This window comes from Uniformispora flossi (assembly GCF_049534875.1).
Taxonomy (GTDB): Bacteria; Actinomycetota; Actinomycetes; order Streptomycetales; family Streptomycetaceae; genus Yinghuangia; species Yinghuangia aomiensis.
Genome location: NZ_JBMULZ010000015.1, coordinates 152,449 through 172,639, shown reverse-complemented (window position 1 = coordinate 172,639; position 20,191 = coordinate 152,449). Strand labels below are relative to the sequence as shown.

At 72.9% G+C, this 20,191-nt stretch carries 16 protein-coding genes and 1 pseudogene; 11 read left to right on the top strand and 6 right to left on the bottom strand.

Features of this window, described 5'->3' with window-relative positions; genetic code table 11:
- Positions 1 to 16: 16 nt before the first annotated feature.
- Positions 17 to 661: an NADAR family protein gene (locus ACPA54_RS28320; protein WP_423534209.1), complete on the bottom strand. Its 645-nt coding sequence runs from the start codon at positions 659 to 661 to the stop codon at positions 17 to 19.
- Positions 662 to 873: 212 nt separating this feature from the next.
- Here ACPA54_RS28320 and dusB point away from each other — a divergent pair, with 212 nt between their 5' ends.
- Positions 874 to 2,061: a tRNA dihydrouridine synthase DusB gene (dusB, locus tag ACPA54_RS28315; RefSeq protein WP_423534208.1), complete on the top strand. Its 1,188-nt coding sequence runs from the start codon at positions 874 to 876 to the stop codon at positions 2,059 to 2,061.
- A gap of 97 nt (positions 2,062 to 2,158) precedes the next feature.
- Here dusB and ACPA54_RS28310 read toward each other — a convergent pair whose 3' ends face one another.
- Together ACPA54_RS28310 and ACPA54_RS28305 are read right to left on the bottom strand one after the other, a co-directional pair.
- Positions 2,159 to 3,328, bottom strand: a complete 1,170-nt coding sequence (locus ACPA54_RS28310) for a CobW family GTP-binding protein (protein WP_423534207.1) — start codon at positions 3,326 to 3,328, stop codon at positions 2,159 to 2,161.
- Positions 3,329 to 3,369: 41 nt separating this feature from the next.
- The gene (locus ACPA54_RS28305) at positions 3,370 to 4,356 is read right to left on the bottom strand and encodes an AraC family transcriptional regulator (RefSeq protein WP_423534206.1); all 987 of its coding nucleotides are present in this window, start codon (positions 4,354 to 4,356) and stop codon (positions 3,370 to 3,372) included.
- 81 nt (positions 4,357 to 4,437) lie between these two features.
- On the opposite strand from ACPA54_RS28305, the gene ACPA54_RS28300 reads away from it, so the two are divergent.
- The 3 genes from ACPA54_RS28300 (at position 4,438) to ACPA54_RS28290 (ending at position 9,229) form a co-directional block, all read left to right on the top strand.
- Positions 4,438 to 5,268 (top strand): NmrA family NAD(P)-binding protein, encoded by an 831-nt coding sequence (locus ACPA54_RS28300; RefSeq protein WP_423534205.1) that lies wholly within the window; start codon positions 4,438 to 4,440, stop codon positions 5,266 to 5,268.
- A gap of 391 nt (positions 5,269 to 5,659) precedes the next feature.
- Complete coding sequence (gene ppdK, locus ACPA54_RS28295; protein WP_423534258.1) at positions 5,660 to 8,395, top strand: pyruvate, phosphate dikinase; 2,736 nt, start codon at positions 5,660 to 5,662, stop codon at positions 8,393 to 8,395.
- 165 nt (positions 8,396 to 8,560) lie between these two features.
- A complete protein-coding gene (locus ACPA54_RS28290) occupies positions 8,561 to 9,229 on the top strand; it encodes a TetR/AcrR family transcriptional regulator (protein ID WP_423534204.1) in 669 nt (222 codons plus the stop codon).
- Positions 9,230 to 9,412: 183 nt separating this feature from the next.
- Here the strand turns inward: ACPA54_RS28290 and ACPA54_RS28285 are convergent.
- Positions 9,413 to 9,967 (bottom strand): annotated as a pseudogene (locus tag ACPA54_RS28285) (peptidoglycan DD-metalloendopeptidase family protein); the annotation flags it as partial.
- A gap of 595 nt (positions 9,968 to 10,562) precedes the next feature.
- Between ACPA54_RS28285 and rpsB the strand changes: the two are divergent.
- The 6 genes from rpsB to rlmN all read left to right on the top strand — a co-directional run bounded on the left by rpsB (position 10,563) and on the right by rlmN (position 16,635).
- Positions 10,563 to 11,495 (top strand): 30S ribosomal protein S2, encoded by a 933-nt coding sequence (rpsB, locus tag ACPA54_RS28280; protein ID WP_423534203.1) that lies wholly within the window; start codon positions 10,563 to 10,565, stop codon positions 11,493 to 11,495.
- Between the two features lie 177 nt (positions 11,496 to 11,672).
- On the top strand, positions 11,673 to 12,506 hold the full coding sequence (tsf, locus tag ACPA54_RS28275) for a translation elongation factor Ts (RefSeq protein ID WP_345678355.1): 834 nt from the start codon (positions 11,673 to 11,675) through the stop codon (positions 12,504 to 12,506).
- 174 nt (positions 12,507 to 12,680) lie between these two features.
- Positions 12,681 to 13,439, top strand: coding sequence for a UMP kinase (gene pyrH / locus ACPA54_RS28270; RefSeq protein WP_423534257.1), 759 nt, complete (start codon positions 12,681 to 12,683; stop codon positions 13,437 to 13,439).
- A gap of 36 nt (positions 13,440 to 13,475) precedes the next feature.
- Positions 13,476 to 14,033 (top strand): ribosome recycling factor, encoded by a 558-nt coding sequence (gene frr, locus ACPA54_RS28265; RefSeq protein ID WP_345678354.1) that lies wholly within the window; start codon positions 13,476 to 13,478, stop codon positions 14,031 to 14,033.
- 152 nt (positions 14,034 to 14,185) lie between these two features.
- Complete coding sequence (locus ACPA54_RS28260) at positions 14,186 to 15,403, top strand: phosphatidate cytidylyltransferase (RefSeq protein ID WP_423534256.1); 1,218 nt, start codon at positions 14,186 to 14,188, stop codon at positions 15,401 to 15,403.
- A 128-nt stretch (positions 15,404 to 15,531) separates the two neighbouring features.
- A complete protein-coding gene (gene rlmN / locus ACPA54_RS28255) occupies positions 15,532 to 16,635 on the top strand; it encodes a dual-specificity RNA methyltransferase RlmN (RefSeq protein ID WP_423534202.1) in 1,104 nt (367 codons plus the stop codon).
- A 367-nt stretch (positions 16,636 to 17,002) separates the two neighbouring features.
- On the opposite strand, the gene ACPA54_RS28250 is transcribed toward rlmN, so the two are convergent.
- Positions 17,003 to 18,298, bottom strand: coding sequence for a hypothetical protein (locus ACPA54_RS28250; RefSeq protein WP_423534201.1), 1,296 nt, complete (start codon positions 18,296 to 18,298; stop codon positions 17,003 to 17,005).
- 17 nt (positions 18,299 to 18,315) lie between these two features.
- On the bottom strand, positions 18,316 to 19,131 hold the full coding sequence (locus ACPA54_RS28245; RefSeq protein ID WP_423534200.1) for an ABC transporter ATP-binding protein: 816 nt from the start codon (positions 19,129 to 19,131) through the stop codon (positions 18,316 to 18,318).
- A 173-nt stretch (positions 19,132 to 19,304) separates the two neighbouring features.
- Here ACPA54_RS28245 and ACPA54_RS28240 point away from each other — a divergent pair, with 173 nt between their 5' ends.
- Complete coding sequence (locus ACPA54_RS28240; protein WP_423534199.1) at positions 19,305 to 20,150, top strand: tyrosine-protein phosphatase; 846 nt, start codon at positions 19,305 to 19,307, stop codon at positions 20,148 to 20,150.
- The last annotated feature ends 41 nt before the right edge of the window (positions 20,151 to 20,191 follow it).

The window sequence follows — 20,191 nt, the reverse complement described above, 5'->3', positions numbered from 1 at the left end:
GGTCGTGCGCGGGTCGTCAGGCGAGGTCTTCGGTGGACGCCAGCCGGGCGCGGGTCTCCATCAACGCGAAGCCCAGCAGGTTGAGGCCGCGCCAGTTCTCCGGACGGTCCGCGTTCTCGTTCTGCGCGCCCAGCCCGATGCCCCAGATGCGGTCGCGAGGGCTCGCCTCGACCAGCACGCGGCTGCCGGTGCCGAGCAGGAACGCCCGCAACGCCGGGTCCTGCCCGAACTTGGCGACATTGCCCGCCACCACCAGCGCGAAGCGGCCCGCCACCCACGTCGCCTCGTCGAAGCCGCGGACCTCCCGGCCGACCGCCTTGGCCTCCTTCGGATGCGTGGCCTTGACCGCGCGCTTTTCCGCCGTCGCGTCCCCGAACATCCGGGCTTTGCCCGCCATCATCCAGTGCTCGGCGGTCGCGTAGGTGACACCGTCGACGGTGAACGGAGACGGGTACCACTGGCTCAGACACCCCGCACCGACCGACCCGTCGGCCTGCGGCTGGTGCCCCCAGAAGTGCAGGAACTTGACCCGCTTCCCGGTGCCCGTCAGGGCGAGCAGCGCGGCGACGTCCCGGGGCTCGGGGATGCTTGCCGGTTCGGCGATGCTTGCCGGTTCGGGGGTGCTCGCCGACTCGATCGATGCGGATTCCGTGCTGGTCATGTCACGTCCCCAAGTGCCCGGTGCGGTCAGGTCCCGACCAGCCTGGCATCGGCCGGGCGGAGCACGCCACTGGTTTTTCTCGAAGTGAGTACAACTTGCCGTGGGGGCGCCTGGGGGATGCCTGGGGGTGACCCCTGTGGATATCCGGCAGCCCCGCCGCCCGCTTGCGCGACAATAGGGAAACCCGTCCGCACGACCTGGAGCGATCCGCCATGACCACCACCGGGACGACCGACGCCGAGACCGCCGCGGCGACGGACTTCGCGCCGCTGCGCCTCGGCCGCACCGAGGTGTGGCCGCCGGTCGTCCTCGCGCCGATGGCCGGAATCACCAACGCCCCGTTCCGCACGCTGTGCCAGGAGCAGGCCGAATCCGTCACCGAGTCGCGGCCGGCCGGGCTCTACGTCAGCGAAATGATCACCACGCGCGCCCTCGTCGAACGCGACGACAAGACCATGCGCCTGATCCGCTTCGCCGCCACCGAACGCCCGCGCAGCATCCAGCTCTACGGCGTCGACCCGGACGTCCTCGGCCGCGCCGTCGCGATGATCGTCGACGAGGACCTCGCCGACCACATCGACCTCAACTTCGGCTGCCCGGTGCCCAAGGTGACGCGCAAGGGCGGCGGATCCGCGCTCCCGTACAAGCGCAACCTGCTCCGCGACATCCTGCGCGCCGCGGTCAAGAACGCCCGTCACCTGCCCGTCACGATGAAGATGCGCAAGGGCATCGACGACGACCACCTCACCTACCTGGACGCGGGCCGCATCGCCCAGGACGAAGGCATCACCTGGGTCGCCCTGCACGGCCGCACCGCCCAGCAGCACTACGGCGGCACCGCCGACTGGTCGTCCATCGCCCGCCTCAAGGAAGCCGTCGACGTCCCGGTGCTCGGCAACGGCGACATCTGGGACGCCGACGACGCCCTCCGGATGCTCCGCGAAACCGGCTGCGACGGCGTCGTGGTCGGCCGCGGCTGCCTGGGCCGCCCGTGGCTCTTCCGCGACCTCGTCTCGATCTTCGAAGGCAGCGACCACCGCGCCCGCCCCACCCTCCGCGAAGTCACCGGCGTCATGCGCCGCCACGCGGAACTCCTGGGCGAATGGATGGGCGAGGAACACGGCGTCACCGACTTCCGCAAGCACGTCGCCTGGTACACCAAGGGCTTCTCGGTCGGCTCCGAAGCCCGCCGCGGCCTCGCCATGGTGGGCAACCTGAGCCAACTCGACGACCTCATCGCCACCCTCCACCTCGACCAGCCCTGGCCCACCGGCGCCGACGGCCCCCGCGGCCGCACCGCGGGCGGCAAGAAGGTCGTCCTCCCGGAGGGCTGGCTCGACGACCCCGAATGCGCGGTCCCGCCGACGGAGGACGCGGAGACGGACCACTCGGGGGGCTGAGGCGGCTCATCGCCTTGCCTCGAATCCGCTGCGTCCCTTGGCCCGAACTCCGTGAACGGCTCGTGCCTTGGCCGGCCAGGGCGGAGCCGCGGAGCGGTCAGTCGGCGTAGGCCTCGACCTCCGCGGCCGGCAGGTCCGGGTCGGTGGCGCGCGTGTCGGACTCGCGGGCCGCGGCGCGGTCTTCGGCTTCGCGGCCTTCGAGGTGGCGGCGGATTCCGGCCATCGCGATGTCCGGGTCGGCGACCGGGCCCGCGCTTTCCGCGCGGGTGCAGGCGGCGAAGCCGTCGCGGAGGGCGGCGGCGTCGAAGCCCGCGCCGATCGCGACCAGGGTGGTGGTCGGCTGCTGTCCGCGCGGCCAGCCCGAGCGGGTGTAGGAGAGGTGGCGTCCCACCAACTGCAGGGTGTAGCGGTCGGGGCGGCCGGGGAGCGCGAAGCGCACGAAACCCTTCATGCGGTACACGCCCGGGAACCCGCGTTCCATGAACGCGGCGAACGCCCGCGGGTCCAGCGGCTCCGGAGACTCCAGGTTGAGCGTGTCGTAGGCGCTGTGCAGATGGTCGGCGTGGGCGTCGTCGGCTGCTTCGGTGCCGTGGTCACTGTGGGCTTCGGACGTGGCCGCGTCGCGGAGCAGGTCGTCGAAGGACAGCTGCTGGGCTCGCGGCACCGGACGAGTGCCGCCGGGGGCCGCGTCGAACAGGAGCGCGGGGTCGATGCGGCCGCGCCGGGACGGCACCACGGGCGCGCCGGGGGCGAGTTCGGCCAGCGTGGCGTGCAGCGCGGCGCGTTCGGCCGGGTCGAGCAGGTCGTCCTTGTTGGCGACGACGAGGTCGGCGTAGCGCAGGTGGCGGTCGATTTCCGGGTGTTCGGCACGGGTGGCGGCGAAGTGCGCGCCGTCGACGACCATGAGGAGCCCGGCGTACCGGATCCGCTGGTGGCGGCTGGCCAGCACCATCTGGACGAGTTCCACCGGCTCGGCGAGGCCGCTGGCCTCCACGACGATCACGTCGGGCTTGGTGCGTGCGAGGCGGCTGAACATGCCGTCCAGGTCGGACGTGTCGAGCACGCAGCACAGGCAGCCGTTGCCGAGCGACACCATCGAATCGACCTGTGCGGACACGAGCATCGCGTCGATGTTGACGGATCCAAAGTCGTTGACGACGACCGCGATCCGGGTGCCGTCCGCGTGCCGCAGCAGGTGGTTGAGCAGCGTGGTCTTGCCCGCGCCGAGGAACCCGGCGACGAGGACGACCGGGATGCGCTTGCCCACGGGATGCCTTTCGTCGGTGCTGTGCGTCGCCGACCATTCGATCAGATGCGGCGGTCGTCGGCGGACGGTGCCGGGGGTCGGCCGGTCGGATCCGGGTCGGGGCGGCGCCGGTGCGACGGGGTGACGCCGTGGGCGCGTTTGAAGGCGACGCTGAAGGCGAACGCGTCGGTGTAGCCCACGAGTCGGCCCACCGCGCCGACGGTGGCATCGGTGTCCCGGAGCAGGTCGGCGGCGAGGGTCATCCGCCAGGCGGTGAGGTAGGTGAGCGGCGGCTCCCCGACCAGGGCGGCGAAACGCGCGGCGAACGCGGCACGGGACAGGCCGGCCTCGGCGGCCAGCGCGGCGACCGTCCAGCGGCGGGCAGGCTCCTCGTGCAGCGCGCGCAGCGCGGCGCCGACCGCGGGGTCGGCGGTGGCCCGGTACCAGGCGGGCGGGTGCCCGTCCGGGGTGGCCCACCACGCGCGCAGCGCGAGGACGAGGACGAGGTCGAGCAGGCGTCCGAGGACCGCGTCCTGCCCGGGCTCGTCGTGGGCGGTCTCGGCGGCGAGGAGGTCCAGCGCGGCCCGGGTGCGGGGTCCGGCGGGCACGACGGCGAGGGGCGGCAGGTCGGCCAGCACGCGCTCGCCGACCTGGCCGTGCAGGTCGTAGCTGCCGCGGAGCACGGTGTCGGCCCCGGACCGGCCGCCGCCGTACGTCCGCGGCGCGAGACTCCGGCGCACCCGGTCCGCCGCTTCGCTGCCGTCGACGGACAGCTTGCGGCCGTTGCGGATCACCACGAGGGGCCGGGTGGTAGGCGCGTCGGAGATGGTGTGCGGCGCGGGGCCGCGGAGCAGGGCGATGTCGCCTTGTGCGAGGCGGGTGGGGGCGGCGTCGTCGATGCCGACCCAGGCATCGCCGTGGAGCGCGGCGACGAGCGAGAGCGGCGGCGGATCGGCGAACGTCAGCGACCACGGTGGTCGCTGGATCAGTTGCCGGACGGCGGTGTGCGAGGCGCGGGCCCGGTGCAGTAAGTCGCTCAGGACGTCCACAGGGCGACGTTAGACGATGGCAAAGGGAACCGCGACTATCACCAATGGATCGTCTGAGCGCCACGGAGTTCGCTGGTGGCCATGAACACGACCCTTGTCCTCGGCGGCACCGGAACGACCGGCCGCCGCATTGCCCGGCGACTGCGGGACGCCGGACACCCGGTGCGGACCGCGTCGCGCACCGGCGGCGACGTCCGCTGCGATCTCGGAGACCCGTCGACGTGGACGGCGGCGCTCGACGAGGTTGCCGGGCTGTACGTGCTGGAGCCCGACCTGCGGGCAGGCATCGACCGGAATGGGCGGATCCCCGGGCTGGTCAAGGCGGCGGCGGCCGCCGGGGTTCGCCGGGTGGTGATGCTGTCCGCGCACGGCGTGGGGGAGGCGGACGACGGGCATCCACTGAAGGCCGCCGAACAGGCCGTCCGCGCGTCGGGCGTGGACTGGACGATCCTGCGCCCCGACTGGTTCGCCCAGAACTTCAGCGAGACGTTCTGGCGCCCGGCGGTCCTGGCGGGAACCCTGGCGCTGCCGACCGGCGACGGCCGCACGCCTTTCGTCGACGCGGACGACATCGCCGAGGTCGCCGCGGCGGCTTTGACGGACGCCCGGCACGCCGGGCGGACCTACCAGCTCACCGGCCCGCGGTCGCTCGACTTCGCGGAAGCCGTGGAGATCATCAGCCAGGCCACGGGCCGAACCGTGCGGCACGTCGACGTCACCGCGGAGGCCTTCGTCGCACAGCAGGTTGCCTACGGGGTGGCTCCGGATGTCGCGGCCCGGCTGTGCGGCCTGCTGGTAGCGGTCCGCGAGGGCCGCGGGCCGGGGGTGTCCGACGGGGTACGCGAGGCCTTGGGACGGCGGGCCCGGGGGTTCGAGGAATTCGTGGCGGGGGCGGTGGGGCACTGGGAGTGAGCAGGACCCGGCAGCCCGGTCCGCGACGCCGGAAAGGCGGCCGGCTGTCGGCTGGTGACGGATCCCGCTGCGACGGGATCCCGATCCCACTGCGACGGGATCCCACTGCGGCGGGAGCCCGCTGCGACGGGATCCCACCGTGTGGACCCGACTGATCTCCGCGCCGTCCCAGCCCGCGTCCCGTGGTCGAAGTCCGTTCGCCGCGCCACACCGTCCCCCTGGCGTGATCCTGGTCTCAAGGCGTGCCCGGTCGGCTGGGCTGGGTACGCTCCCCGCCATCAGGGCAATCGGGCCGTGCGACTTCTGCCGGTGTCAGGCGCGGGGGCCCCTCACCCCCGCACGGTGGTCATGCGGCCCACCGTCGTGCGCGAGGGGGATACCCGTGCCGAACATCCCGAAATTCGTCTACGCCTTCGCCGAAGGCAACAAGGACCTCAAGGACCTGCTCGGCGGCAAAGGCGCCAACCTGGCCGAGATGCACAACCTCGGCCTGCCGGTGCCGCCGGGCTTCACGATCACCACGGACGCCTGCCGTGCCTACCTGCACGCGGGCGAGGAGCCGGCCGGGCTGCGCGAGCAGGTGGATGCGCACCTGGCCGCGCTGGAGAAGCGCATGGCGCGGCGGCTCGGGCAGCCCGACGACCCGCTGCTGGTGTCGGTGCGTTCCGGTGCGGCGTTCTCGATGCCGGGGATGATGGACACCGTCCTCAACATCGGCCTCACCGACGCCTCCGTCGCCGGGTTGGCCGCGCAGGCGGACGACGAGCGGTTCGCGTGGGACTCGTACCGGCGGCTCGTGCAGATGTTCGGCAAGACCGTGCTCGGCGTCGACGGCGACCTGTTCGAGGAGCGGCTGGAGGCGGCCAAGCACGCCAAGGGGGCCGCGACCGACGTCGACCTCGACGCGGACGATCTGCGCGCCCTGGTCGGCGAATTCCAGGACCTGGTCGCCGAGCACGCGGGCGTCGCGTTCCCGCAGGACCCGCGGACGCAGTTGGACATGGCGGTCCGTGCGGTCTTCGCGTCGTGGAACGGCGAGCGGGCGCGGCTGTACCGCCGGCAGGAGCGCATTCCGGACGATTTGGGTACCGCGGTCAACATCGTCGCGATGGTCTTCGGCAACCTCGGCCCCGACTCCGGCACCGGCGTCGCGTTCACCCGCGACCCGGCCACCGGGCAGCCCGGCGTGTACGGCGACTACCTCGCCAACGCGCAAGGGGAGGACGTCGTCGCCGGCATCCGCAACACCGTGCCCCTGGCCGCGCTCGAAGAACTCGACAAGACCTCCTACGACCGCCTGCTCGACATCATGCGGATCCTCGAAGACCACTACCGGGACCTGTGCGACATCGAGTTCACGATCGAACGCGGCACCTTGTGGATGCTCCAGACCCGCGTCGGCAAGCGCACGGCGGAGGCGGCCTTCCGCATTGCGGCGCAGCTTGCCGACCAGGGGCTGATCGATGCGGACGAGGCGCTGTGCCGCGTCACCGGAGCGCAGCTCGCGCAGCTGATGTTCCCCCGCTTCGCCGCCATCGGAGAGGACGGCGCCGACGGGCCCACCGCGATCGCCCGCGGCATCCCGGCGTCGCCGGGTGCCGCCGTCGGGCGGGCCGTCTTCGACCAGGCGACGGCGGTGGCCTGGGCGGCCCGCGGCGAGCACGTGATCCTGGTGCGGCGCGAGACCAACCCCGACGACCTGGCCGGCATGGTCGCCGCGGACGGCATCCTCACCAGCCGCGGCGGCAAGACCTCGCACGCCGCGGTCGTGGCCCGCGGCATGGGCAAAACCTGCGTGTGCGGCGCCGAGGACCTCGACGTGGACCCGCGCGCCCGCCGCTGCACGGCGCCGGGCGGCATCACCGTCGCGGAAGGCGACGTGATCTCGGTGGACGGCATGACCGGCCGCGTCTACGCCGGGGCCGCCCCTGTCGTGCCCCCGCCCGTCGTCGACTACTTCGAAGGCCGCATCACCGCGGACGACGACACCGACGGCCTGGTCGCCGCCGTCGCGCGTATCCTCGGCCACGCCGACCGGCGCCGCCGCCTGCGGGTCAGGGCGAACGCCGACACCGGGCCCGACGCGCAGCGTGCCCGCCGCTTCGGCGCCGAAGGCATCGGGCTGCTGCGCACCGAGCACATGTTCCTCGGCGAACGCCGCAAGTACGTGGAACGGCTCGTCCTCGCCGACTCCGACGACGGCCGCGCCGCCGCCCTCGACGCGCTCCTGCCGCTGCAGCGCCAGGACTTCGCCGAGGTGCTGGAGGCCATGGACGGCCTGCCGGTGACCATCCGGCTCATCGACCCGCCCCTGCACGAGTTCCTGCCCGACCTCACCGACCTGTCGGTCCGTGTCGCGGTCGCCGAAGCGCTCGGCGACCCGGTCGGCGAGGAACGCGAACTGCTGGACGCCGTCCGCCGGTTGCACGAGCAGAACCCGATGCTCGGGCTCCGCGGCGTGCGCCTCGGACTGGTCATTCCCGGCCTGTTCGCGATGCAGATCCGCGCGGTCGCCGAGGCCGCGGTCGCGCGCATCCGGGCCGGTGGCGACCCGCGCCCGGAGATCATGGTCCCGCTGGTCGGCGCGCTCCGAGAGCTGGAACTCGTCGGAGACGAGGCCCGCACGGTCTTCGCCGAGGTCAGTGCGGAATCCGGCACCGAGGTGGCGTTCCCGGTCGGCACCATGATCGAGCTCCCGCGTGCCGCGCTCACCGCCGGCCGGATCGCCGAGACCGCCGAGTTCTTCTCGTTCGGCACGAACGACCTCACCCAGACCACGTGGGGTTTCTCGCGCGACGACGTGGAGGCGTCGTTCTTCACCGAGTACCTGGACGCGGGCATCTTCCGGGTGTCGCCGTTCGAGACCCTCGACCGCGACGGGGTCGGGCGACTGGTGGCGCTGGCCGCGGCCGAGGGCCGGGAGACCCGCCCCGGTCTGGCGCTCGGCGTCTGCGGCGAGCACGGCGGCGACCCCGAGTCGGTGCGGTTCTTCCACGACACCGGGCTCGACTACGTGTCGTGCTCGCCGTTCCGGCTCCCCGTCGCCCGGCTGGAAGCCGGCCGCGCCGCGGTGCTGGGCACCCCCGACGGGGCCGGAAGCAGCGGATCGGGCGGCGATACGCGATGACACCCGAGTGACCGCGGGCGGGCGGAGTGCCCCGGGTGCTCCGCCCGCCCGGGAGGCCGAACCGGGGCGCGGAACGGGCCGGACGACGGGTCGGCGGTGGCCATTTCGCGTTTCCGGCACGGAAGGCCTTGGGGCCTGGGCGGGGGCACGTTCTACAGTGATCTCGTGCCGAAGATACGTGCAGCCTCCGTTGCCGAGCACCGCGCCATGCAGCACGCCGCCCTGCTCGATGCCGCCCGTGCGCTCCTGGACGAGGGCGGTTTCGCCGCGCTGACCTTCCCCGCGCTCGCCGAACGCACCGGGCTCGCCCGCTCTTCGGTCTACGAGTACTTCCGGTCGCGCGCGGCCGTCGTCGAGGAACTGTGCGCGGTCGACCTGCCCGCCTGGGTCGCCGAGGTCGAGGACGCCATGGCGGCCGTCGACGACCCGGCCGGGAAGATCGCCGCCTACGTCCAGCGGCAGCTCGAACTCGTCGGCGACCGCACCCACCGGGTCGTCGTGGCCATCTCCACCGGCGAACTCGACGCCAACGCCCGCGAGCGGATAAGGGCCGCGCACGGCCGCATCGTCGAACTCGTGGTGAACGCGCTCGACGACCTCGGCCACCCCGATCCGATGCTCGTCGCCTCGCTCGTGCAGGGCATGGTCGACGCGGCCGTCCGCCGCATCGAATGCGGTGCCGACGGGGCGGAGGTCACCGCGGCCACCCTCGGGCTGGTGCTCGGCGGGGTCGCGGAGATCCGGCTGCCGGCGGCGGTCGAGGAATCGTCCGAGGGCGCCGAGGGCGCTGCGGACGGCGCCGAGGGCGCGACGGAGACCCAAGCCGCGGTCTGACTCCGGAGTGCCGCGAGGGCGCGCCGAGGCGCGTCCGGCGGTGGCCGGCCGGGGACGGGACGGCAGAGGGCCGTGCGGCGGATAGAGCCGCACACGGCCGCGGTGCACCAGCCCCGCCGGGTCGGCGTATTTCGGCGCGCCCTGGGCGGCAGCCCCCGAGGGGCCGACGATGAGGCCCCAGTGCAGGCACACGTCGGCACAGTGCAGGGGCTGCGCGGCGACCGTGCCGATCGGGGTTCCCGCGTCGACGCTCTGACCGGGGGAGACGGTGGACGCGACCGGTTCGTAGGTGGTCAGCAGGTTGCCGTGCCGGATGCTGACGACGCCCCGGCCGGCGATCGCACCGGCGAACGCGACGATCCCGGCACCCGCCGCGCGCACTGCCTGCCCGGCGGCCGCGGCGAGGTCGGCGCCGCGATGGCCGGGCAGCCAGTCCCGATCCGGCGGCGCGAACGGCCGCACCACCACGGGCCGCGGGTCGAGGGGCCACACCCACCGCCCCGACGGCGACGCCGCCCCGACCGGATCCGGCCGTGACCGGGCGGGCGCGGCCAGCAGCCCGGGTAACCCGGCCGCGGTGCCGAACAAGGCCCCCGCGGTCACGGCGGCAACGGCAAGCAGGCGCCGACCGCTGCCTGCGGCGGCATGGTCGGGCCGGCCCGACCCGACGTAGTCGGCGCCCGCCGACGGGATCCGGGTCTCGGAACGGCCTGCGGGGGCCGGGGGCTGCGTGGTCATACGGGAGAGATTGCCCAAGAACGCAAACCGCTGCCGGTCATGGTCGGGAAAGCTGTGGAAAGACGTTTCTTCACCTGGATATCCACAAACGGTGTTGCGGGGGAGCCGCGCGACGGGGCAGCCGACGGACCGGTGGCACCGGCCGGACCACGCACGACGCCAGGGGCGGACCTCGGCCGGGCCGAGACGCCGAAACGCGGTGGGCGGGAGTCCGATGACCGGGGGAAACGCGGCCGGGCTTTTCCTGTCGTCTCCCTCCGCTTTCCCGCCTGCTTTCGCGTCCGCTTTCCCGGCCGATTTCCCGTCCGAGTGGCCTCCCCGGCCGCGGGTCGCTCCCCCGTTCGCCGGTCCCGTACACTTTCGACAGCGGCCCGGCTCTCCGGGTCGACTTCGCACGCCCACCTTCGGGTCTCCCGGCGAACCGTCGGTCACACGGTGACCAGGCGAAACGCCGTCGGATCCGGTGGGACACCTCTCGGTCCGGGTGCCTGGCCCCCGGCGCGGTGTCACGGGCGTCAGGCGCGCCGGCACCCGCCGGTGCGGACAACCGAGCAGGCCCTGCGGTTTCGCGGGGCGTACCACGAGGAGTGCGGCCATGGCCGTCGTCACGATGCGGGAGCTGCTGGAAAGCGGCGTCCACTTCGGGCACCAGACCCGTCGCTGGAACCCGAAGATGAAGCGCTTCATCTTCACCGAGCGCAACGGCATCTACATCATCGACCTGATGCAGTCGCTGGGCTACATCGACCGGGCGTACGAGTTCGTCAAGGAGACGGTCGCGCACGGCGGCACCGTCCTCTTCGTCGGCACCAAGAAGCAGGCCCAGGAAGCGATCGCCGAGCAGGCGACCCGCGTCGGCATGCCGTACGTCAACCAGCGCTGGCTGGGCGGCATGCTCACCAACTTCTCGACGGTCCACAAGCGCCTCCAGCGCCTGAAGGAGCTCGAGGAGATCGACTTCGACGACGTGGCCGGCTCGGGCATGACGAAGAAGGAACTCCTCGTCCTCAAGCGCGAGAAGGACAAGCTCGACAAGACCCTCGGCGGTATCCGCGACATGCAGCGCGTGCCGTCCGCGGTGTGGATCGTCGACACCAAGAAGGAGCACATCGGCGTCGGTGAGGCGCGGAAGCTCAACATCCCGGTCGTCGCGATCCTCGACACCAACTGCGACCCGGACGAGGTCGACTACAAGATCCCGGGCAACGACGACGCGATCCGCTCCGTCACGCTGCTGACCCGCGTGATCGCCGACGCGGTGGCCGACGGCCTGATGTCCCGTGCCGGTGCCTCCGCGGCCGACACCAAGGCCCCCGAGGTCGCCGCCGGCGAGCCGCTCGCCGAGTGGGAGCTGCAGCAGCTGAAGGGCGAGAAGGCGGAAGCCGCCGCCGAGCCGGCTGCCGAGGCCGCCCCGGCCGTCGAGGCCGAGCCGGCTGCCGAGGCCGAGCCGGTCGCCGAGGCCGCTGCCGAGGCCGAGGTCCAGGAGTCCGCCGTGACCGAGAAGGCCGTCGAGTCCGAGCAGTCCTGACGCCGTGACGCGGGGGGTACGCCGGTAAGCCGAGCGTGCCCCTCGCGTTCGTGCGGGCGGCGGCCGGAACGCGCCGGGCTCGGCCCGGCGCCGGATTCCGTGGCCCCGCCACCGCGCGGATCCGCGCGAAAACAGAAGACCACCGCGAGACGACACGCGAGAAGAAGAGATCTGACAATGGCGAACTTCACCGCCGCGGACGTCAAGAAGCTCCGCGAACTCACCGCCGCCGGGATGATGGACTGCAAGAAGGCCCTGGAAGAGGCGGACGGCGACCTGGACAAGGCCGTCGAGATCCTCCGCGTCAAGGGTCAGAAGGGCGTCACCAAGCGCGAAGGCCGCTCGGCCTCCAACGGCGCGGTCGTCGCGGTGCTGGACGGCACCCAGGCCGGTGTGCTGCTCGAGCTGAAGTGCGAGACCGACTTCGTCGCCAAGGGCGACAAGTTCATCGCGGTCGCCAACACGATCGCCGAGCACGTCGCGAAGACGTCGCCGGCCGACCTCGACGCGCTGCTGGCGAGCGAGATCGAGGCCGGCAAGACCGTCCAGGCGTACGTGGACGAGGCCAACGCCACGCTCGGCGAGAAGATCGTCCTGGACCGCTTCGCGCAGTTCGCCGACGGCTACGTCGCCGCGTACCTGCACAAGACCAGCCCGGACCTGCCGCCGCAGGTCGGCGTGCTCGTCGAGCTGTCCGCCGAGAACGCCCAGGTCGCGAAGGACGTCGCGCAGCACATCGCCGCGTTCGCCCCGACCTACCTGACCCGCGACGAGGTCCCGGCGGAGATCGTCGAGAACGAGCGCAAGGTCGCCGAGGCCACCGCCCGCGAAGAGGGCAAGCCGGAGGCCGCGCTCTCCAAGATCGTCGAAGGCCGGGTCACCGGTTACTTCAAGGAGAACGTCGTCCTCGAGCAGGCGTTCGCCAAGGACAACAAGAAGTCGGTGCAGAAGATCCTGGACGAGGCCGGCGTCTCGCTCAAGCGCTTCGCCCGCTTCCGCGTCGGCGTCTGAGCGTCCGACCAGCCGTTTCGGGCATAACCCCGGAACACGAGCGACACCAGCGGTAAACAGGTGTCCGGGGCCGGAGCACCAGCCCCGGACACCGGGAACGACGAGGAGGCCACTTCCGTGGAGGGACCCGTGCAGGAAACCGAAACGGGGGCGGCCCCTTTGTCGTCCGACGCGGTGAACGCGCCGGCCGAGGCGGCCGGCGACATCGACGCGCAGGCGTACCGGCGGCGCGTCCTGCTGAAGCTGTCCGGCGAGGCGTTCGCCGGCGGCGGCGGACTCGGCGTCGACCCGGACGTCGTGCAGGGCATCGCCCGCCAGATCGCCGAGGTCGTCCGGCTGGGCACCCAGGTCGCGGTCGTCATCGGCGGCGGCAACTTCTTCCGCGGCGCCGAACTCCAGGTCCGCGGCATGGACCGGGCCCGCTCGGACTACATGGGCATGCTCGGCACCGTGATGAACTGCCTCGCCCTCCAGGACTTCCTGGAGAAGCTCGGCATCGAGACCCGGGTCCAGACCGCGATCACCATGGGCCAGGTCGCGGAGCCGTATATCCCGCGCCGTGCCGTGCGGCACCTGGAGAAGGGCCGCGTGGTGATCTTCGGCGCGGGTATGGGCATGCCGTACTTCTCCACCGACACCACCGCCGCACAGCGGGCCCTGGAGATCGACGCGTCGGCCATCCTCATGGCCAAGGGCGTGGACGGCGTCTACGACTCCGACCCGAAGACCAACCCCGGCGCGGTCCTGTTCGACGCTTTGGACCACGCCGAGGTGCTCGCCCGCGAGCTGAAGGTCGCCGACGCCACGGCCATCAGCTTGTGCATGGACAACAAACTGCCGATCGTCGTGTTCAACCTGCTGGTCGAGGGCAACATCGCCCGCGCCGTGCGAGGTGAGAAGATCGGCACCCTGATCAGCCGGACCAACGGCTGAGCCACGGCGACACCGGACCGGGACAGGAGCCGAGACGTGATCGATGAGACCCTCCTCGAAGCCGAGGAGAAGATGGAGAAGGCCGTCTCCGTCGCCAAGGACGATTTCGCGGCCATCCGCACCGGGCGTGCGCACCCGTCGATGTTCAACAAGATCGTCGTGGACTACTACGGGGCCATGACGCCGGTGAACCAGCTGGCGTCGTTCGCCACGCCCGAGCCCCGCATGGTGCTCGTGACGCCGTTCGACAAGGGCTCCACGAACGCCATCATCAAGGCGATCCGCGACTCGGACCTCGGCGTCAACCCGACCGACGACGGCAAGGTCATCCGCATCGTGTTCCCGCAGCTGACCGAGGAACGCCGCAAGGAGTTCATCAAGGTCGCCCGCGGCAAGGCCGAGGACTCGCGGATCTCCATCCGCGCCGTGCGCCGCAAGGCCAAGGAGACCCTCGACAAGCTCGTCAAGGACGGCGAGTCCGGCGAGGACGAGGTGCGCCGCGCCGAGAAGGAGCTGGACGACACCACCCACCGGTACGTCGTGCAGGTCGACGAGCTGCTGAAGCACAAGGAAGCCGAGCTGCTCGAGGTCTGATGAACAACTCCACCTGGGGTGGCGCTCCAGAGCCCGGCTCCGGACCCGGCCCGTTCCAACCGTACGACCCGTGGGCGGGCCAGGCCGTGCAGGCGCCGGACCCCTACGGCACACAGGACGCGGACGCGCTGCGTACCCAGGTGATCCCGGCGATGCCCGCCGACCCGGCGGGCATGGCCGCGAGTGCGCCCGGGCCCGTCCCGGGCGGTCCGCCCGCGGACGATTGGGCGGCCGGCGGCGACGCCGGTTCCACCCGGGCGCAGCAGCACCCGGGCGCCGCGGGCGGGGTAGACCCCCACGGTGGCGTGTACGGCGACGGATTCGGCGAAGCGCCCGGCACGGGCGACACGGGTGGTGCGGACACTGCAGACGACGTTCAGCACACCGCGTACCTGCCGGTCGTGGATCCCGGCGTGCGCCCGCCCGCCGATCCCGGCGCCGTGCCGCCCATGCCCCCGCAGCCCGCGCGCCCTCCGGTGTCCGCGGGGACGCTCGTGACCGACCGGCCGGAGCAGTCCGGCGGCGAGTCCGGGCAGCCTGCCCAGCCGAAGAAGAGCCGGGCGGGCCGCAACCTGCCCGCCGCGATCGGCGTGGGCGTCGGCCTTGGTGCGGCGATCGTCGTATCTCTGCTGACGGTTCCGGTGATCTTCGTCGGGATCGTGATCCTGGCCGTGCTGATCGGCCTGTGGGAGCTGTCGGGCGCGCTGAAGCGCGGCCACGGCGGCGCGGGCGCGGCGAACGTGCCCCTGGTGCCGTTGGGCGTCGGCTCGATCGCCATGCTGATCGCGGCCTACGCGCGCGGACCCGAGGGGCTCGGCATCGCCACGGCGCTCACCGCGCTCGCGGTGATGATCTGGCGGATGACCGAGGGGCCGGAGGACTACCTGCGGGACACCGCGGCCGGTGTCTTCTCGGTGTTCTACCTGCCGTTCCTGGCGTCGTTCGCGGTGCTGATGCTCGCCGACGACGACGGGGCCAAGCGGGTCCTGGTCTTCTTCCTTGCCGTGGTGTGCAGCGACACCGGGGCGTATGCGGCCGGCGTGCTGTTCGGCAAGCACAAGATGGCGCCGACCATCAGCCCCGGAAAGACCTGGGAAGGCTTCGCCGGCGCGGTCGCGGCCTGCGCGGTCGCGGGGGCGCTGTCCCTGACGCTGATGCTCGACGGCCAGTGGTGGCAAGGCGCGCTGCTGGGTGCGGCCGTCGCGGCCACCGCGGCGCTCGGCGACCTCGTCGAGTCGATGATCAAGCGCGATCTCGGCGTCAAGGACATGGGCGACCTGCTGCCCGGGCACGGCGGTGTGATGGACCGGCTCGACTCGCTGCTGGCGTCCGCGCCCGCGGTGTGGCTGCTGCTGGAGATCTTCCTCTAGACACCGCAGGCGCGGGAGACGCGGCAGGGGCGACGAGGCGCGGTGGACGCGGCTCGACGCGACGGAGGGACCGAGCACGACGTGCGGCGGCAAAAGCACCCGTTCGGACCTGCGACACTGGATGAATCATGCCCAATCCAGGAGAGCTGACCTTCGCCGCCCCGCGCCGCGCCAAGCCGCCGCGCCACCTTGCCGACCTCTCGCCCGACGAGCGCCGCGAGGCCGTCGCCGCGCTAGGGGAGAAGCCGTTCCGCGCCGGGCAGCTGTCCCGCCACTACTTCGCCCGGCTCGCCGACGACCCGGCGCAGTGGACGGACATGCCCGCCGCGCTGCGCGAGCGGCTGGCCGGCGAACTCATGCCGGAGCTGATGACGTCGGTCCGCGACATCGCGTGCGACGGCGGCGCGACCCGCAAGTCGCTGTGGAAGCTGTTCGACGGCACGCTCGTCGAGTCCGTGCTCATGCGCTACCCGGACCGGGCGACGATGTGCGTGTCGTCGCAGGCCGGCTGCGGCATGAACTGCCCGTTCTGCGCGACCGGCCAGGCGGGGCTCACCCGCAACCTGTCGACCGCGGAGATCGTCGAGCAGGTCGTCGCGGGCGCCCGCGCGCTGCAGCGCGGCGATGTGCCGGGCGGGCCCGGCCGGGTCAGCAACATCGTCTTCATGGGCATGGGCGAACCGCTCGCCAACTACAAGGCGGTCCTCGGCGCGGTGCGGCGCCTCACCGACCCGTCCCCGGACGGGCTCGGCATCTCGCAGCGGTCGGTCACCGTCTCGACGGTCGGCCTCGTGCCCGCGATGCACAAGCTCGCCGACGAGGGCCTGAGCGTGACGCTCGCGCTGTCGCTGCACGCCCCGGACGACGAACTGCGCGACACCCTCGTGCCGGTCAACACCCGCTGGCCGGTCCGCGAGGTGCTGGACGCCGCGTGGCGGTACTCGGACCAGACCGGGCGCCGCGTGTCGATCGAATACGCGCTGATCAAGGACATCAACGACCAGGCCTGGCGCGCCGACCTGCTCGGCAAGCGGCTGCGCAACCACCTCGCGCACGTCAACCTGATCCCGCTCAACCCGACCCCGGGTTCCAAGTGGACGGCGTCGACGCAGGAGCGCCAGGACCAGTTCGTGCGGATGCTGGAGGCCCACGGGGTGCCGGTGACCGTCCGCGACACCCGCGGCCGGGACATCGACGGCGCGTGCGGGCAGCTCGCGGCCGCGGAAGTCTGAGCCGCGGAAGTCCGAGCCGGACGGCCCGCGCGACGTCGGCGGCACACCCGCCAAGGGGCCGGTGCCGGACCCGAAAACGCCGCAAAAACAACACAGCCGGACCGCCGTGGCGTCCCCTTCCACGGCGGCCCGGTCGTGTTTCCGTCACCGGGGCCACGCACTGCCCGGGACGTTCTCGCCGGACCTGGCCCGCATCCTGCCCGCGGGCGGTCTGGTCGCGCCGCCTTCACCGAGGTCCCGTCCGGGGGTGACAAGAGTCCGGCGGGGCGGCACTGAGTCAACTGTCGCGCACGGGACCTAAGAGGGCGATAAGCGTCCCCAGGAACCTCGCAGAAATATCGCGGCGGGGAATCCGTGCAGACCCGCCCTACCCCACCGGACGGCCCGTCGCCCCGGCCCGACCCCACCCCGTGACGCCCTCGCGGGCCGGCCGCCGGGTCGCCAGGGCCACGCCCACCGCCGCCGCTGCGACCAGCACGACCGCGAGGATCGTCCCCGTGGCGACCGCCTGGCCCGACACCGGGACGCGCGGCCGGTTCCCGCCGACCTCCAGCGGATAGACCGCCGCGGTGCCGGCGACCGTACCGCACACCCAGGCCGCGGCCACCGGCAGCAGCGCGGCCAGCACCCGCACCATCCGTTCCACCCGGGGCGCCGCGCCCATCGCGTGCAGGTCGCGGGCCGCGTCGCGGTGCTCGCGGACGTGGTCGACCAGCGCCGCGAGCAGCGCCGCCGCCCCGCACACCGCCGCCGCGGCGACCAGGGCCAGCAGCGGCAGGTCACCCGCCGCGTCGTCCGGGCCCGCGTGCAAGGCGCGGGTGGTCACCAGCAGCGCGGTCGTGGCGCCGAGCAGCCCGAGCGGCACCGCGAGCGTGGCGGCCTCGGACTCCATCCGCCGGGCCGCACACAGCAGGGCCGGGCTGCGGGTGTGGCGCACGAACAGGCCCGCGCCGCGGCGGACGACGGCCGGCAGGGTCAGCGCGGTGCCGACGACGGCCAGGGTGTAGCCGCACAAGGCGAACGGGTGCACGGCGCCCAGACCGACCGGCAGCCGCACCGGCCCGGCCAAGGCGTTCGGCAGGGCCTCGACGACCAGCCCGGCAGCCAGCAGCACCGGGCCGGGCGGCCGGCGGCTCGGGGCCGCGGCGGCTTCCGGATTCGGCAGTCCGGCGACCGATGCCGCGACCACCACCGCGGGGACCGACCCCAGGACGAAGAAGAGCCCGAGGAGCGGGATTTCGGCGTGTACGGCGAGGGCTTCGCGGATGGCCGCGCCGCCGGGCGCGTCGGCGTCGAACACCGCCCGGGCGACCAAGTGGGCCTGGAGGCCTGCCACCGTGCCCGCCGCACCGGCCACCAAGCTTTCCGCACCCGCGAGTTCACGCGCCTGCTCGGGCCGGCTGCCGGGGCCGATCAGGAGTTCGGTGCGGGCGATCCGCGCCGGGGCACCCAACCGTGCGGTGACCGCGGCCAGTTGCGCGGTCACACCGAGCACCAGGACGCCCGCCGAGACCGGTCCGGCGAGGGCATTCCCGGCAGTTGCGTAGGCCGTCGCGCACAGCAGCAGGACCGTGCCCGTGGCGGCCACGAGTGCCGTGCCGGCCAGGCGCGCGTGATCCGCGGGTGTTCCCGAACGCAGATTGCCGAGCACGATGCGGATCACAGGGCCCTCCGGCCACGTCAGGCGTCGGTGCGCACCGGGACGGGGCGTCCGTCGCGGAGTTCGAGCGTCCGGTCCGCGTGCCGGGCGACCTGGGGGTCGTCGGTGGCGAGCACGAGCGCGATGCCGTGCGAGCGCGACGCGCTGACCAGGATGCGCATGAGGTGGTCGAGTTCGGCGCCGTGCAGGCCGAGTCCGGGCTCGTCGGCGAAGACCACGTCGGGCCGGACGACCAAGGCCCGGGCGACGGCGGCGCGGCGCAGCAGTGCGGGCGGCAGTTGGTGCGGGCGCTGGTCGGCGTGGTCGAGCACGTCGAGGCGGCCCATCCAGTGCCGGGCGGCGGCGAACGCGGTGCCGCGGGTGCCGGGTTCGAGGAGCAGCGGCAGCGCGACGTTCTCCAGCACGGTGAGTTCGGGCATCAGCCGGGCGCGGCCGTCGAGCATGCCGAAGTGGGTGCGCCGGAGTTCGCCGCGGGCCCGGTCGCCGAGGGTGTGCAGCGGGCGGCTGTTGAACCAGACTTGGCCCGCGTCGGGGGCGATCACTCCGGAAAGGACGGCCAGCAGCGCGGACTTGCCCGCGCCGGTGGGGCCGGTGACGGCGAACGTCTCGTCGGCGCGGATCCCGACGGACATGCGGCGCAGGATCGTCGCCGGTCCGCGGGTGACGGTGACGTCGTGCGCGCGGAGCACGTCGTTGTCGGGGTTGCGGGTGCCGTCTTCGGCGACGGCGAATCCGCTGTCCGGGGTGTGCGGGACGGCGGGTCGCGCGCCCGCTCCGGCCGTCCGGGGCGACCGTGTCGCACGGGGCGAAAGAGCCGGCCGGGGTGAAAGGGCCATAGCGTTACCTCCGGGACAGGACTGTCCGCCCCCGTCCCGTGCAGTGCAACGAGCCGCGCCGACAAGAGGGCACGGCCGGGCCCGGCACTGGTCCGGACGAGTGGATGCGGCGATGATGGCCGCCGGGGGTCTCCGGGGCGGAGGCCCGGGTGCGGGGGAGGAACGGGGAACATATGCACGACGTCGCCTGGCTCGATCTGCCCGACCAGCTCAACGCTCGCGACGTGGGCGGACTGCCCGTCGCGGGCGGCCTGCGCACTCGCTCGGGGGTGCTGATGCGTTGCGAGACGCCGGACTTGCTGACCGCCGACTCGGTCGCTCGGCTGGTGTCCGACTACGGGGTACGGCACGTGTTCGACCTGCGGTCGATCGGCGAGGGACTGCCGGTCGCGGAGTGGCCGGGGATTACCCGGCACCGGCTGCCGTTGCTGGGGAGGCGCGCGGGCGCGGCCGCCGAGGAAGCGGCGAACGAGGCGGCGACCGAGCCCGGGGCGGCGCCCGCCGGAGTCGGCGACATATCGTCGGGCCAGGTCGATGTGCTCGGCGAGGACACGGACTTGGACCTGGCGACGGTGGACGTGCACGGGGCCGGTCGGCTCTACCTGGCGATGGCCGAGCGCGGTCGCGACGCGTTCGCACGGGCGCTGGAGCTGCTGGTGAACGACGCCGCGGGCCCGACGCTGGTGCACTGCACCGCGGGCAAGGACCGCACCGGCGTGCTGGTCGCGCTGCTGATGTCCGCGGTCGGCGTGGACCGGGCGGCGATCGTGGCGGACTACGCGGCCACGCGCATCCACATCGACGAGATGTTCCGGCGCATCGACGCCATCGCCAACCAGCCGCGGCTCAAGCCCGGGACACCGGCCGCCGCGGCGCTGCGCGACGCGGCACCGGAGTCGATGGAGGCGTTCCTCGACGCGGTGCTGGAACGCTACGGCAGTGCGGGGGAGTTCTTCGTGAAGGCCGGGGCCCGCCCGGAGTGGCTGGAGATCTGGCGGGAGCGCTTCGTCGCGGCCTGACGGTTCGGGGGCCGACGGTTCGAGCCTGACGGGGCACGGCG

What these genes read in the sequence shown, in the direction of transcription:
- ACPA54_RS28320 (WP_423534209.1), bottom strand. Translation starts at nt 661, where the DNA reads ATGACCAGCACGGAATCCGCATCGATCGAGTCGGCGAGCACCCCCGAA.
- dusB (WP_423534208.1), top strand. Translation starts at nt 874, where the DNA reads ATGACCACCACCGGGACGACCGACGCCGAGACCGCCGCGGCGACGGAC.
- ACPA54_RS28300 (WP_423534205.1), top strand. Translation starts at nt 4,438, where the DNA reads ATGAACACGACCCTTGTCCTCGGCGGCACCGGAACGACCGGCCGCCGC.
- rpsB (WP_423534203.1), top strand. Translation starts at nt 10,563, where the DNA reads ATGGCCGTCGTCACGATGCGGGAGCTGCTGGAAAGCGGCGTCCACTTC.
- tsf (WP_345678355.1), top strand. Translation starts at nt 11,673, where the DNA reads ATGGCGAACTTCACCGCCGCGGACGTCAAGAAGCTCCGCGAACTCACC.
- ACPA54_RS28260 (WP_423534256.1), top strand. Translation starts at nt 14,186, where the DNA reads ATGCCCGCCGACCCGGCGGGCATGGCCGCGAGTGCGCCCGGGCCCGTC.
- rlmN (WP_423534202.1), top strand. Translation starts at nt 15,532, where the DNA reads ATGCCCAATCCAGGAGAGCTGACCTTCGCCGCCCCGCGCCGCGCCAAG.
- ACPA54_RS28245 (WP_423534200.1), bottom strand. Translation starts at nt 19,131, where the DNA reads ATGGCCCTTTCACCCCGGCCGGCTCTTTCGCCCCGTGCGACACGGTCG.
- ACPA54_RS28240 (WP_423534199.1), top strand. Translation starts at nt 19,305, where the DNA reads ATGCACGACGTCGCCTGGCTCGATCTGCCCGACCAGCTCAACGCTCGC.